General features: G+C 70.9%; 15 protein-coding genes. 8 read left to right on the forward strand and 7 right to left on the reverse strand.

Annotation, left to right across the window (positions count from 1 at the left end; translation table 11 throughout):
- Positions 1 to 46: 46 nt before the first annotated feature.
- The 3 genes from ACZ6SA_RS02810 to ACZ6SA_RS02820 all read left to right on the forward strand — a co-directional run bounded on the left by ACZ6SA_RS02810 (position 47) and on the right by ACZ6SA_RS02820 (position 3,351).
- Positions 47 to 1,414: an APC family permease gene (locus ACZ6SA_RS02810; protein WP_347641741.1), complete on the forward strand. Its 1,368-nt coding sequence runs from the start codon at positions 47 to 49 to the stop codon at positions 1,412 to 1,414.
- Positions 1,411 to 2,418, forward strand: a complete 1,008-nt coding sequence (locus ACZ6SA_RS02815; RefSeq protein WP_347641740.1) for an acetamidase/formamidase family protein — start codon at positions 1,411 to 1,413, stop codon at positions 2,416 to 2,418. The genes ACZ6SA_RS02810 and ACZ6SA_RS02815 overlap by 4 nt, the downstream gene beginning before the upstream one ends.
- A 105-nt stretch (positions 2,419 to 2,523) precedes the next feature.
- Positions 2,524 to 3,351: a trypsin-like serine peptidase gene (locus ACZ6SA_RS02820; RefSeq protein WP_465826280.1), complete on the forward strand. Its 828-nt coding sequence runs from the start codon at positions 2,524 to 2,526 to the stop codon at positions 3,349 to 3,351.
- A gap of 72 nt (positions 3,352 to 3,423) precedes the next feature.
- Here ACZ6SA_RS02820 and ACZ6SA_RS02825 read toward each other — a convergent pair whose 3' ends face one another.
- From ACZ6SA_RS02825 to ACZ6SA_RS02835, 3 genes are read right to left on the reverse strand one after another with little or no spacing between them, the layout of a single operon-like run.
- Positions 3,424 to 4,311, reverse strand: a complete 888-nt coding sequence (locus tag ACZ6SA_RS02825; RefSeq protein WP_465826282.1) for a Gfo/Idh/MocA family protein — start codon at positions 4,309 to 4,311, stop codon at positions 3,424 to 3,426.
- A complete protein-coding gene (locus tag ACZ6SA_RS02830) occupies positions 4,308 to 5,219 on the reverse strand; it encodes an NAD-dependent epimerase/dehydratase family protein (protein ID WP_465826284.1) in 912 nt (303 codons plus the stop codon). The genes ACZ6SA_RS02825 and ACZ6SA_RS02830 overlap by 4 nt, the downstream gene beginning before the upstream one ends.
- Before the next feature lie 2 nt (positions 5,220 to 5,221).
- Positions 5,222 to 5,575, reverse strand: coding sequence for a YrdB family protein (locus ACZ6SA_RS02835; protein WP_347641736.1), 354 nt, complete (start codon positions 5,573 to 5,575; stop codon positions 5,222 to 5,224).
- Positions 5,576 to 5,689: 114 nt separating this feature from the next.
- On the opposite strand from ACZ6SA_RS02835, the gene ACZ6SA_RS02840 reads away from it, so the two are divergent.
- Genes ACZ6SA_RS02840 through ACZ6SA_RS02850 form a run of 3 tightly spaced genes read left to right on the forward strand, consistent with a single transcriptional unit; the run spans position 5,690 to position 7,617 of the window.
- Positions 5,690 to 6,382, forward strand: a complete 693-nt coding sequence (locus ACZ6SA_RS02840) for a TetR/AcrR family transcriptional regulator (RefSeq protein WP_347641735.1) — start codon at positions 5,690 to 5,692, stop codon at positions 6,380 to 6,382.
- A gap of 24 nt (positions 6,383 to 6,406) precedes the next feature.
- Entirely contained in the window at positions 6,407 to 6,736 is a 330-nt protein-coding gene (locus ACZ6SA_RS02845) for a PadR family transcriptional regulator (RefSeq protein WP_347641734.1), read from the forward strand.
- Positions 6,733 to 7,617 (forward strand): hypothetical protein, encoded by an 885-nt coding sequence (locus ACZ6SA_RS02850; protein ID WP_465826286.1) that lies wholly within the window; start codon positions 6,733 to 6,735, stop codon positions 7,615 to 7,617. The genes ACZ6SA_RS02845 and ACZ6SA_RS02850 overlap by 4 nt, the downstream gene beginning before the upstream one ends.
- Positions 7,618 to 7,638: 21 nt before the next feature.
- Here the strand turns inward: ACZ6SA_RS02850 and ACZ6SA_RS02855 are convergent, their stop codons facing one another.
- From ACZ6SA_RS02855 to ACZ6SA_RS02865, 3 genes are all read right to left on the reverse strand, one after another.
- Positions 7,639 to 8,238 carry a TetR/AcrR family transcriptional regulator gene (locus ACZ6SA_RS02855; protein WP_347641732.1) on the reverse strand — a complete coding sequence of 200 codons (600 nt, stop codon included), beginning with the start codon at positions 8,236 to 8,238 and terminating at the stop codon, positions 7,639 to 7,641.
- A gap of 1 nt (position 8,239) precedes the next feature.
- A complete protein-coding gene (locus ACZ6SA_RS02860) occupies positions 8,240 to 10,603 on the reverse strand; it encodes a PEP/pyruvate-binding domain-containing protein (protein WP_465826288.1) in 2,364 nt (787 codons plus the stop codon).
- 202 nt (positions 10,604 to 10,805) lie between these two features.
- Positions 10,806 to 12,206, reverse strand: a complete 1,401-nt coding sequence (locus ACZ6SA_RS02865) for an MDR family MFS transporter (protein ID WP_347641730.1) — start codon at positions 12,204 to 12,206, stop codon at positions 10,806 to 10,808.
- 158 nt (positions 12,207 to 12,364) lie between these two features.
- Between ACZ6SA_RS02865 and ACZ6SA_RS02870 the strand changes: the two genes are divergently transcribed.
- On the forward strand, positions 12,365 to 12,505 hold the full coding sequence (locus ACZ6SA_RS02870) for a hypothetical protein (protein ID WP_465826289.1): 141 nt from the start codon (positions 12,365 to 12,367) through the stop codon (positions 12,503 to 12,505).
- 21 nt (positions 12,506 to 12,526) lie between these two features.
- Positions 12,527 to 12,988, forward strand: coding sequence for a Uma2 family endonuclease (locus ACZ6SA_RS02875; RefSeq protein WP_465826634.1), 462 nt, complete (start codon positions 12,527 to 12,529; stop codon positions 12,986 to 12,988).
- A gap of 55 nt (positions 12,989 to 13,043) precedes the next feature.
- Here ACZ6SA_RS02875 and ACZ6SA_RS02880 read toward each other — a convergent pair whose 3' ends face one another.
- Entirely contained in the window at positions 13,044 to 13,523 is a 480-nt protein-coding gene (locus ACZ6SA_RS02880) for an ATP-binding protein (RefSeq protein WP_465826290.1), read from the reverse strand.
- Positions 13,524 to 13,720: the final 197 nt, after the last annotated feature.

Consider the following 13,720-nt stretch of genomic DNA (forward strand, 5'->3'; position numbering starts at 1 on the left):
CCCCGCTGCACCCCCACTGCACCCCCCGATGCAGAAGGAGCCGTCCATGAGCACGATCGAGCAGTTCGGCTACCGCCAGGAGCTCCAGCGCTCGCTGGGCTTCACCGACCTGATGATCTACGGCCTGATCTTCATGGTGCCGATCGCGCCGTTCGGGATCTTCGGCAACGTCTTCTCCGTGTCCCACGGCATGGTGGCACTGGCGTACGTGATCGGCCTGGTGGCGATGGCGTTCACGGCGCTGTCGTACGCGCAGATGGCCAGGGCGTTCCCGATGGCCGGATCCGTCTACACGTACGCGGGCCGCGGCATCGGCGCCCCCGTCGGGTTCATGGCCGGCTGGGCCATCCTGCTCGACTACGTGCTCGTGCCGTCGCTGCTCTACCTGGTGGCCAGCGTCGCCATGAACTCGTTCGTGCCCGTGATCCCCGTCTGGGCCTGGCTGGCGGCGTTCGTGGTGCTCAACACCGTCGTCAACTACCTCGGCATCCGGATGACGGCCAGGATCACCCGGATCATGCTGGCGGCCGAGCTGGTCGTGCTGGCGATCTTCCTGGTGGTCGCGGGCGTCGCGCTGGCCCAGGGCAAGGCGCAGACCGGCGCGTTCACGCCGATCTTCGACTCGTCCGGGTTCACCTTCAGCGTGGTGTTCGCCGCCGCGTCGGTGGCCGTCCTGTCGTTCCTCGGCTTCGACGGCATCTCCACGCTGGCGGAGGAGAACCGCGAGGACGCCCGCAGGCTCGGCAGGTCCATGCTGGCCGCCCTCGGCCTGGCGGCCGTGCTGTTCGTGACGCAGACCTGGGTCGCAGCGCTCCTCACGCCCGGCCGCGACGCCCTGATCGCGAACGGGGACCCCGCGGGCAACGCCTTCTACGACACCGCCGCGTACGCCGGCGGGCCGTGGCTGGCGGTGCTCACCGCCGTGGCCACCGCCGTCGCGTGGGGCTTCGCCAACTCGCTGGTCGCGCAGGCGGCGACGTCGCGGCTGCTGTTCGCCATGGCCCGCGACCGCCAGCTGCCCGCCTTCCTGTCACGGGTGAACGCCAGGCACAAGGTGCCGGTCAACGCGACCCTCGCGGTGGCCGCCGTCTCGCTCGTCCTCGGCGTCTTCATGAGCACCAGGGCGAACGGCGTCGGCGAGCTGGCCTCGCTGGTGAACTTCGGCGCCATGACCGCGTTCCTGGTGCTGCACGTCTCCGTCGTCGTGCACTACGTGATCAGGCGGCGCAGCACCAACTGGTGGGCCCACCTCGTCGCCCCCGTGATCGGCTTCGCCGTCCTGGTGGCCGTCGTGTACAACCAGAACGTCGCGGCCCAGTGGGTCGGCGGCGTCTGGCTGGCGATCGGCCTGGCGGTTCTGGGCATCACCTATCTGATCGGCCGTAAGCCCACACTTCCCACGGAGGTCTCGTGAACGTCGTCTCCTACCGCCCCGCGCCGGAGGAACTGAGCTACACCTTCGGCGGGCGCTCCCCCGTCGGCAAGGTACGGCCGGGCACGATCGTGGAGCTCTACACGGAAGACTGCTTCGGCGGCCTCGTCCGGGGCGTGGACGACCTGCCGTCCCAGGTGTGCGAGTTCCCCTACCTCAACCCCGTGACCGGCCCCTTCCACGTGGAGGGCGCCGAGCCCGGCGACACGCTGGCCCTGCACTTCATCAGCATCACCCCGGCCAGGGACTGGGCGGTCTCCACGACGTTCCCCCACTTCGGCGCGCTGACCGGCACCCACACCACGGCCATGCTGCAGCCGCCGCTGGAGGAACGCGTCTGGCGCTACGACATCGACCTCGCCAAGGGCGTGGCCGTCTACCACGCCCGCACCAGCGACTTCAGCGTGGAGCTGCCGCTCGACCCGATGCACGGCACCGTCGGCGTCGCCCCGGCCGCGAACGAGGCCCGCATGACGATCACCCCCGACGCGCACGGCGGCAACATGGACACCCCCGAACTGCGCGCCGGCGTCACCGTCTACCTCGGGGTCAACGTCGAGGGCGGGATGTTCTCCATCGGCGACGGCCACGGGCTGCAGGGCCACGGAGAGGTGTGCGGCACCGCGGTCGAGTCGGCCATGAACACGGTGGTCGCGGTCGAGCTGATCAAGGGAGTGGCCACACCGTGGCCCCGGCTGGAGGACGACCTGCACCTGATGTCCACCGGGTCGGCCAGGCCGCTGGAGGACGCGTACCGGATCAGCCAGCACGACCTGGTCACCTGGACGTCGCAGCTGACCGGGCTGGACACGCTCGACGCCTACCAGCTCGTCAGCCAGGCCGGGCAGGCGCCGGTCGGCAACGTGTGCGACACCAACTACACGATGGTCGCCAAGCTGCCCAAGGCTTACGCGGGAGACACGGCGGTCTACGAGTCGGCCCACACCCGCCTGCGCGCGCTCGCCTCCCGGTACACGGCACAGTGACCTGCTCCCCGCGCCGAACCCGAAGGGCGCGGCTTTCTGCGAACCTTCGGTAAAGACGGATGTCGCAGGTGAGAGGGCTGATCATCAGCCCCGTAGGCTGGCCGGGTGCTCAGGCTGGTGTTGTCCCTCGCCCTGCTCGACCCGTCCGCCGTCACCGAGGTGTCCCAGCTCAACGTGCCCGCCCCGCGCGTCCTGACTCCTGACGGAGACCGCCTCGGCTACGCGCCGGTCCCGCGCCCCTACACGGGGGCGCGGCGGCTCACCGGCGTGCTGCTCGGTCACGACCCCGTCTCGCGGCGGGACGTGTTGTGCGGGGGCACGGTGATCGGCTCGCGCAGCCGCAGCCTGGTGCTGACGGCCGCGCACTGCCTCTACCACCGTGGCCGGGTGCTCGAGAATCTGGCCTTCCTGCCCGGCTACGACGGCGGGCGGCCGGGGCTGGGCGTCTGGCCGGCCGTACGCACGTGGGTGCCGGCGAGATGGCGCAACCGGCCGTACTCGCCCGGGCTTCTCCCGTACGACATCGGGCTGGTGGGGGTCGGGCGCGGCAAGCGCCCGCTGGAGGCCGTGACCGGCCGGGGGCTGCGGCCGATGGCCACGGACAGGGGCACCACGCTGCAGGGTCTGGAGCTGCTGGGCTACCCGGCGGGCAAGGGCTATCCGGGGGGCACCAGGCTGTACCGGTGCCTGGGTGACGCGGCCGAGGCGGTCTCCGAAGGGCCGGGGCTGATGGTCACCCGTAACTGCCACGCCGCCGCCGGCGGCAGCGGCGGGCCCGCGTTGTACGGCGGCTCGGTGGCCGGAGTCGTGTCGTCCTCCAGCCCGCTGAGCGACACGAAGGGCTACACCGTGCTCGCCCGGCTCGGGGACAAGCCGTTCAAGCGCATGTTCGCCAGGGCCGACAGGACGATGCGGCTCAGGCAGCGCGGCTGACACCTCCGGGCACGGGTCGGCGGCGCGGGCGGGCCGGAGCGGTCAGGCCGGTGCTCCGGCGACAGGCGCGGGTCAGGCGGCGCGCGCGACGATCTCCTCGCAGAGGGCGTGGGTGGCCAGGGCGTCGCCGGCGTCGATCACCCGGCCCTCGCGTACGGCGGAGAGGAACTCCAGGCAGATCTGCTCGATGCCGCGCTGCCTGGCCACCGGCACCCAGTCGGGCCGCCTGGCGAGGGTCTCGCCGCCCTGGTGGTCGATGACGTCGCCGAGGTTGACCACGCGCCGCTTCGCGCCGTCGCCCATGGCCTCGCAGGACTCCTCGGAGACCCCGCCGGCCCGGTTCATGACGCCGATGGCGGTGCAGCCGTCGCCGGACAGCTCCAGGACGATGTGCTCGACCAGGCCGTTGCGGACGCGGGTCCTGATCGTGGTGTCGGTGACGGGGCCGGGGGCGAGGAAGCGGAGGGTGTCCACCACATGGATGAAGTCATCAAATATCACCCGCCGGGGTTTGTCGGGGTGATTAGCCCTGTTCTTCTCCATGAGGATGAGATGACGGGGGTGAGCGGCAAGTCCGACATATCCGGGCGCGTACCGGCGGTTGAAGCCCACCATCAGGGACCTCCCCTCGGCCCTGGCCAGCCGCACGAGACGCTCGGACTCGGCGAGGGTGTAGGCGATCGGCTTGTCGACGTAGACGTGGACGCCCGCCCTGAGCAGCGGCTCGACGATCTCGGGATGGGCGTCGGTGGCGGCGTGCACGAACGCCGCCTCGACGCCGTCCTTGATCACCTCGTCCACGCTCGACGACCGGGCGGCGATCCGGTAGGCGTCGCCGAGCCGGTCCAGCCGAGCCGTGTTGCGCGTGCAGAGGTGCAGATCGAGGGCGGGCTGCGCGGCGAGCACGGGAAGGTAGGCCTTCTCCGCGATGTCGCCCAGGCCGATCATGGCTGTCTTCACACGTCGAGCGTAGCCTTGAGCGCCGCCTCGATCGGGGTGGGCGCCACGCCGAACGTACGCTCGAACGCCGACGAGTCGAGCACGTAGGGCGCGACGAACTGGTAGCGCGTGTGCTTCAGCTCGCCGATGAAGGGCGAGAACAGCCCGGCCGCCCACATCAGCGGCCACGGCAGCTGCCTCATCCGGGGGGCGGGCCGCCCCAGCAGCGCGGCCATCCTCTCCCCCAGCTGGCGGAAGGTCAGCGGCGCGCCGGTGGGCACGTGCCACGGCCTGCCCCAGGCCCGCTCGTCACCGCCCGCCGTGATCAGCGCGTCGGCCACGTCCGGCAGGTACGTCCAGCTGTGCGGGACGTCGGCCGGCCAGACGAGCGGGATGGCCCGGCCCGCCCTGAGCGGCGCGATGAACCGATCGCCCAGGTAGGACTGGTCGGTGGCGCCGGGACCGAAGTAGTCGGAGCCACGCACCTCGGTCACCCTGATGCGGCCCGCCCGGTGCGCGGCCAGGGCGTCGGTCCACATCTTCGCGCGTACCCGCATCTTGGGGGTGGTGGAGGCGAGCGGCAGATCCTCCGTCATCGGGACGGAGACCGGCCCGTACGGGTAGAGGTTGCCCAGGATCACCAGCACGGCCCCGCTCGACTCCGCGGCGGCCAGGAACGACGCGGCCATCGGCGGCCAGTCGGTGAGCCAGCGGTGGTATTGGGGGTTGACGCAGTTGTAGAGGACGTCGGCGCCCCTGGCGATCTCGATGAGCCTGGCCTGGTCGGCGATGTCGGCGGCCACCCTGACCGCCCCTTCGGGGCCGCGGCCCGAGCGCGTCACGACGACGACCTCGTGCCCCTGCGCGACGAGCTTGGCGGCGAGGTGCGAGCCGACCTGGCCGGAGCCCACGACGACGTGCTTACCCATGATCAGACCTGCTTCCAGATGATGCGGAGAACCGCGTTGACGACGAAGAGCGCGGCGAAGGCGGCCGCGGAGGTGGTCAGCCCGGAGGCGTGGAGCGCCGCCGCGCCACCACCGAACCACACGATCTCGAGCGCGACGCGTGCCGGACCGGTGAGCGGGAAGGTGGCGTTGGCGCCGCCTCCCGCGCCGAACAGCGCCCACGCCGCGACGAACAGCGCCGGAGCACCGAGTCCGGCCAGCAGTTTGATCGCCCAGCTGGGGGAGAGCGTGAAGCCCCAGTAACCGGCCGACGCCAGCACGCCCAGCTCCAGCAGGAACATCAGCGCCCTGTTGGCATGGTTGGCGAGACTGAGCATCGGGACCTCCAGAGACCACCCGTTCGCTTGCGAGAGCAATGCTCGCTTAAGAGAGCAATGTTCGTCAAGAGCAGTGCTCTCGAATTTTGACACCGCTCTGATAGCCTGCTGTGCATGACTGCCAGCCGTACCGCAAGAGAACGCGTCAGGGCCGAGCTCACCAGGGAGATCACCGACATCGCGCGGCGCCAGCTCGCCACGGAGGGGGCGGGCGGCCTGTCGCTGCGGGCCGTCGCGCGGGAGATGGGCATGGTCTCATCCGCCATCTACCGCTATTTCCCGAGCCGCGATGACCTGCTCACCACATTGATCGTCGACGGCTACAACGCCCTGGGCGAGGCCGTGGAGCAGGCCGAGTCCGCCTGCCCCCGCGACGACTTCCCCGGACGGTGGCTGGCCGCCTGCCACGCGGTGCGCGAGTGGGCCGTCGCGCACCCGCACGAATACGCCCTGATCTACGGCTCCCCCGTGCCCGGCTACCAGGCGCCCCAGGACACGATCGCGGCCAGGGTGCGCGACGTGGCCGCGTACGGCCGGATCGTCTCCGACGCCTGGGAGGCCGGCGCGATCGCCCCGCCGCCGGACGAGGGCCCCGAAGAGCTCGAACCCGACGCCGGTTCGTTCCGCGAGCTCATGCCGGGCGTGCCCGACGCGGTGATCTGGCAGGCCGTCTCCGCGTGGACCGCGCTGTACGGATGGGTCAACTTCGAGGTGTTCGGCCAGTTCAACAACGTGATCGAGAACCGCAGGACGGCGTTCGAGCACGCGATGCGCCTCGCGGCGGCCACGATGGGGCTTGCTCAGTGACACTTACTAAGTTTTACTGAATACATGGCACGGAAGACATCCGAGCTCGGCCGCTTCACCGACGTGGCGCTGCTGGTGCTCATCAGCCTGGCCGAGGGGCAGAAACACGGCTACCGGATGATCCACGACATCGAGCAGTTCTCGGGGACCGCCCTGGAGCCCGGCACGCTCTACGGCGCGCTGATGCGGCTGGAGGAGCGCGGATGGATCGAGCCCGTCGAGACCGCCGAGCGGCGCAAGCCGTACCGGATCACCGAGAGCGGGCGTGACGCGCTGCGCGAGCAACTCGCCACGCTGCGGCGCATCGAGCAGGCGGGCGTGCGGCGCACCGCGGTCTCCTGGGGGTTGTCGTGATCCTGCGCATCATCGCCGAGTCGGTGCTGAGCCTCTATCCGGACGCGTGGCGGCAGCGCTACGGCGAGGAGGTCGCCGACCTGGTCACCTCCCGGCCGGTGCGCGTGCGCACGGTGCTCGACCTGGTCGGGGGCGCCGCCGACGCGTGGCTCCACCACCGGCTCATCCCAGGAGGGCGACCGTTCCGCATTCCCGCGGCCGCCGTCCTGTGCATGCTGGGAACCGCTCTGCTGCTCCTGTGGAATCCGGGGGTGCGCGACCCGCAGAGCCTCCACCGCGTCTGGGCCGAGGCCACGCACATGGGGGCACTCGCCCACACGCTGCAGGGGACGGCGATGTCGTTGTTCGTCACGGCGGGGCTCATGGGGGCGCTGGCGGTGACGCCGGTCGTGCTCGCCGCCTCCAGCGCCCTGGGCAGCCCAGGGCAGGGGCTCATGACGCAGGTGACGGCCCGGCAAGTGGTCAGAACAGCGGTCGCCGTCGCCGTCCCCATCACGCTGCTGGGCTCCATCTACTATGCGGTGGCCTTCGCCGACGCCGGTTACCCCGCCGGACCGCTGGGCAACGCGATGACGGGCGGCTTCCTCATCCCGCCCGTCCTGGCGTTCTCGTTGCCCGTGATCGCCGTGGCGGCGCAGGCACCCCCGCTGACGTCCGAAGTCAGGACCGGCGCCACCGTGCTCGCGGTGGCGGCCATCATCAACACGCTGGCCTGGCTGCCCGTGGCTGCCCTGATGCTGCTCGGACTGACGCGGGCGCCGTGGACGTTCGTGGCGGCGGTCACCGCCGGCGCGCTGGTCAGCGTCTGCATGGCCGGGCTGGCCGCGCGGCTCGCGCTCAGGCAGGGCCGGGCCGCGACGGACCGGCTCACCGCCGCTTGAGCAAGGGTCGCGGCGAGCCGGCTACCCCCGCTTGAGCAGCGGCACCAGCACCTCGTCCACGATCTCCACCACGAGGCTGTCCGGGATGGGCGTGCCCTCGAAGAGGAAGTGTTGCCGCAGCAGCGCTTGCCCGGCGTCGAGCCGCCGGGCGGTGACGTCGCCGGGATCGACCTCGCCGCGCTCGACGGCCCGGCGGACGATCTCCTCCATCATCCTCCTCCCGGCGCCCTGGCTGCTCCTCCGCATGGCGTTCAGCGGCGACTCGTTGCGCAGCGCCTCGCCGAGCAGCCCGCGCATCGCCTCGCCGGCCGGACCCGACAACGCCTGTGCCGTACGGCGGAGCATCGCCACCAGGTCGTCGCGGAAGTTGCCGGTGTCGGGCGAGGACTCCGGGGTGGGCAGCGAGCTGTAGACCGCCTCCATCACCAGCTCGATGCGGGAGGGCCAGCGCCGGTAGAGCGAGGCCTTGCTGGCCCTGGCCCGCTCGGCGACCCGCTCCATGGTCAGCCCGGCGTAGCCGACCTCGGCCAGCTCGTCGAGCGTCGCCTTGTGGATGGCCGCGTTGAGCGCCTCGCCCCGGCGCCGCGGACGCTTGCGGTGGTCGGTGACCATGACCTGCATCCTAGGTAGCGCGGGCGACCGTGCCCGCACCGCCGTCGACCGTGACGATCTCCCCGTCCTGGAGCACCGACGTACCCGTGCCCGTGCCCATGACGGCGGGGATGCCGTACTCCCTGGCCACGATCGCCGCGTGCGAGCCGGCGCCGCCGGTGTCGACGACCACGGCCGCCGCCTGCTGGAAGAGCGGCGTCCACGACGGGTTCGTGTAGGGGCAGACGAGCACGTCGCCGCCGTTGAGCTTGCCGAAGTCGGCCGGCTCCCTGATCAGCTTCACCGGCCCGGTCGCGACGCCGCCGCTCGCGGGCGCCCCGCTGAGCAGCGCGTCGCCCGTTTCACGGGGAGGGAAGACCGCGGCGGGGTCGATGAGCCGCACGCCGGACAGCTCCTCCCGCTTGGCCGCCCGCTCTGCGACCGTCCCGCGCAGCCGCTCCCGGCTCTCAGGAGGCAACGCGGTCACGTCCCCGATCGCTTCGAGCTCCTCCAGCCGCAGGTGGAAGACGTCCTCAGGACGGTCGAGCACCCCCACGCCGACCAGGCGGCGACCGATCTCCACCAGCGACCTGCGCAGGACGGGCTGCGGCAGGGTGAAGGAGAAGTGGCTGTCCTCGCGGAAGGCGACGCCCGCGCGAGCCGCCGCCACCCGCCGCCGCACCCTGGCGCGGCGGCGCTCCGAACGCAGGCGAGGGTGGCGGAGCAGGAGGTCGAGCGCGTCGTCGCCCTCCTTCCTCTCGGGTGGGGCGCCGGCCAGGGCCTTGACCAGGCCGAGCACGGCCTCCGGAGCGTCCGCCCAGGTCGGCGGGGTGACGAGGATGGGGCTCGACGTCTCGCGGTGGCCGTACTCGGCGAGGAACGCCCGCAACTCGGCCTCGAACTCGGCGGGCAGCGGGTCGGCGTCGAGCGCGCCGGTGCGTTTGGCCACCTCCGCGAGCCGTTCCAGCGCTTCGTTGGCGTCGGTGGTGCGGGTGCGCGCCCCGGCCAGCAGGTCACCGAACGCCTCGCGGCGACCCAGCCGCCGGACCGTCACCAGCAGCCGCAGCAGCGCCAGCCCCGAGCCCGGCAGGTAGTCCATGCGCAGGCCGGCCACCGGCTGCACGACGTCGAGCGTCTCCCTGGGCACGCGGATCAGCCGCTCCCACGGCATCGACGCGAGATCGCGCGCGGCCAGCTCCCTGGCCTGCGCGAGGAAGGTGCGGTAGCGCGGGTCCTCGGTCCAGCGGGCGGGGTCGTACCGTCTGGCCCTGGCCAGAAGCCGGAACGGGGTGAGCAACATCCTCGGCGACGGATGCGGCTTCGGCGGCACGAGCCGGTAGACGACCCCGTCCTCCTCGCTCAGGAAGTTCTCGAAAGCGCCCTTGATCCCGAACGAGGACGTGACCTTGCGCATGAGCCCGGCCGGGCCGTACGGCAGCCAGGTCGTCACGTCGATCGGATAGGGCCGCTCAGGGAGATATTCGAGCAGGACGGTCACCAGCCGGCGCTGGATCGGGTTGAGCTTCCCGACCGGTGGCGGCGGCAGCGCGGTCATCGGGCGGGCCTGCAGCAGGTGCACCCGGCCGCCCGCGTACGCCCACTCCATGTCCTGGGGGCGGCCGAAGTGGTCGGCGACCTCCCTGCCGAGCCGGGTCAGCTCCGCGATCACCGCGTCGGGCAGCCGCTCGGCGGTGGCCGCCGCGCCGGTCTCGCGGGCGACGCCGCCGCCGGAGGTGCCGCGGATGACCACCTCGCGGCGGCCCGGAGTGAAGTCGGCGTGTCCCGAAGCGTCGACCACATAGTGGTCAGGCGTGACGAGGCCGGAGACGACGGCCTCCCCGAGACCGCTGCTGGCGTCGATGACGAGCTGCGCGCGGTCGCCGGTGACGGGGTTCGCGGTGAACATGACCCCGGCCATCTCCGCCTCGACCATGCTCTGGACGACCACCGCGATCCGCACCCCTGAGCCGTCGATCGCGAGCTTCGCGCGGTACGCGATCGCGCGCTCGGTCCAGAGCGAACCCCAGCAGCGGCGCACCGCGTCGAACAGCGCCTCCTCCCCGACGACGTTGAGGTAGGTGTCCTGCTGGCCGGCGAACGCGGCGCCCGGGAGGTCCTCGGCGGTGGCACTGGAGCGCACGGCCACGGGCCCGCCGCCGAGCCCGGCGTAGGCGTCGGCGATCGCCTGCCGCAGGCCGGGGGGCAACTCCACCCGCTCGAAGTGCTCGCGCGTGTCGTGGCCCTGCGCGACCTGCTCGTACGCGTGAGTCGTGACCACGAAGCCACCCGGCACGGGCAGGCCCTTCCTGACCAGCTCGCCCAGGTTGGCGGCCTTGCCACCGGCCACGGCCAGATCGTCATGGCCGAAGGCGTCCAGGGGTGCGACGAGCTTCATGGCATCTTCCTGATTTTCATGGCTTCTCTCCGCTTTCACGGCATCTCCTCGGCTCGTACTCATGACTTGTCCACCGTTTGCGTCCACCGGCCCACCGCCGGCACCCACAACTCGTCCACCGCCCGCACCCGCGGCTTGTCCCCGGCTTTCCTGCACGGCCGTCCCCTCGCTTCCAGCCGCGGCCTCTTCTCGGCACCGGCTTTCACTCACGGCCTCTTCTCGGCTTCACGGCCTCTTCCTCGGCGTGAGCGGTGGTGCGCAGCGGGCGCGCCGGCAGCGCCAGCGCGAGCACGAACGCCACCGCGAGCAGCGGCGCCATGGCCGCGAACACCGGCGGCGCGGCGGCGGCGAAGGCCTCACGCACGCCGGCGGGCAGGACGGCCGGGTCGGTGGCCGCGATGCCGGATCTCATGGTGATCAGTGCCCCCACCAGCGCGACCCCCGCCGAGGCGCCGATCTGGCGCAGGAACGTCACCGACGACGTGGCGGTGCCGAGGTCGGCGTACTCGACGGCGTTCTGCGCGGCCAGCACCATGGTCTGCATGACGAGCCCGACGCCCAGCCCGGTCAGCAACATGGCCAGGGCGAGCGCGAGCGGCGAGGCGCCGGCCAGGCCGATCAGCCCCAGCCCTGCCGCGGCCACCGCCGTGCCGGCGACGGGATAGGGCTTGTACTTCCCGGTCCGCGTGATCAGCCGGCCGGACACGACGGTCGTGGCGAGCACGCCGCCCATGAGCGCGGTCACCAGCAGGCCCGCCTGCGTGGCGCTGGTGCCCGCCGCGATCTGCAGGTAGGCCGGCATGTACGTGATCGTCCCGAACAGCGCGAACCCGATGAGCAGGCTGATCGCCACGGGGATCGCGAAGGCCCGGTCGCGGAAGAGGCGCAGCGGCAGGATCGGGTCCTTGGCGTACCGGGCGCTGACCAGCCAGGCGACCAGCCCGGCGGTGGCCACGACCAGGTAGACGGGGTCGCGGGTCTGCCCCACCATGACCATGCCGACCACGGCGACGGCCAGGGCGAGCGCGCCCGCGACGTCCAGCGGAGCCCGCGCGCGGGGCTTCGGCAGCCGCAGCGTCACGCTCAGCACGACCAGCGCGATCAGGCCGAGCGGCGGATAGATGGCGAAGATCCACCGCCAGCTCAGCCGGTCGATGAACAGCCCCCCGATCAGCGGCCCTCCCACGGCGGCCACGACGTAGGCGGCCCCGATGAAACCGAGATAGCGGCCCCGCTCGCGCGGGCTGACGATCTCGCCGATGATGGCCTGGGCGCCGATCATCAGCCCGCCGCCACCCAGCCCCTGCACGGCCCGGAAGGCGATGAACTGCGGCATCGAGGTGGCCAGCGCGCACAGCACCGCCCCGAACACGAACACCACGATGGCCACCTGCATGACGGGCTTGCGACCGTACCTGTCGCCGAGCTTGCCGTAGACGGGCATGACCACGGTGGCCGCGACGAGATAGGCGGTGACGACGACCGGCATCTGGTCGAGCCCGCCCAGGTCACCCGCGACGGCGGGGAGCGCGGGCGCCATGATCGTCTGGTCGAGCGCACCCAGCAACATCGTCAGGATCAGGCCCGAGAGCACGAAGCCCATGACATCGCTCCTTAGAGAACGAACCGTTCTCTAAGGAGAGTAAACGTCCTTCCATAGAAACGCAACGTTCACTAACCGGGTGTTGCCCAGGTCACCGTGAGCCGTCGGCGATGATTTCTCCGTAAGCTGACGTCACCACCTGCGACTGAGGAGCGCCGATGGCAGCCCTGCCGGAAGACAGCTGGATCCACAGCATCCGCCCTCAACCCAGTCGCATCTCCGCCGAGGACTACGAGCAGTTCCCAGAGGAGATCTCACGGGCCATCGAGATCGTGGACGGATACGTGGTCTATCGCTAATCTCCGTCCCCTGGGCACCAGATCGCCGGCCGACGACTGGCCAACCTTCTGGAGCGCCACGCCAGGCAGGCCATGAGCCGTGGGCACGAGTGCCTCACCGTCGCCAACGACGTGGATCTCCGGCTGCGGGACGTACCGCTGCTCAACCGGCACCCCGACGTCGTGGTGTACCGATGCCTGGATGAGGAGCGTGGAGAGAAACTGCGGGCCCATCACGCGCTGCTGGTCGTCGAGATCGTCTCACCCGGCTCCATAACCCAGGACACCGTCGACAAGGTCGCCGAATACGCCAAGGCAGGCATCCCTCACTACTGGATCGTCCACTTGGATCAGACCGGTGTGTCCACCATCGAGCGCTACCGGCTCGACCCTGCCTCGATGCTCTACAAGAGCGTGGGAACGTTGATGACCGAAGCCGATCCCGCCCCCACGATCACCAATCCGCTCCCCCTCACCATCGACTGGGAGGATCTGCGCTTCTGATCCTGGGGTACGGATGGTCACGAAGTTGATCGACGACCTTCCGGCAGTCGACCAGCTAAGGGATCTCCGGCGGCACATCTTCAGCCGAACCTTCGGCCGGTGCGGGCGCCGACGCGGCGAGAGGAGGGACGGCTCGGATGGCGCACCACACGGTGCAGCCAAGCCCGTGGCCGTGCTCCCGCACACCCCATTCCTGGGCGATCCGATTGATGATCAGCAGCTCGCGGCCATCCTCCGCCTCCGGCTCCTGCCGTATATGGGGTGCGGAGAACGTGGAGCCGGGATCCCGCATGCCGACGTAGACCGCCCCACCGGCCGCCGCGACCGTGAGGCCGATCAGGGTGTACGGCTTGGCGTTGGAGTGCCGAAGGGCGTTCGTCACGAGCTCGGACACGGCCAGCACGGCCTCGTCGACCACGGGGTGGTCATCTCCCAGCCATCTGCGCACCTCGGCGCGTGCCCGGGGAACGGACTCACGAATGCCCGCCAGATGAATCGAAGCGATGGCCTTCGGCTCGGCGCTCGCTGCTTGCACGGTTTCACCCACTCCATGTAGCCGACCTCTATCTGCCTTACGACGATCCCAAGCTTTGACTACACTCAGTAGTGAATTGACTTTGACATGCCATCAACCGTTGTAGTGAAGCTCCGGTTGAAACGCCGGTGGACCCCGGAGGTCAGGTGCCCAAGGAAAGCGAGCTATGTCCTGCGGACTCGCCTACCGCACTGTTC

It is taken from the genome of Nonomuraea sp. NPDC049378, assembly GCF_055586745.1.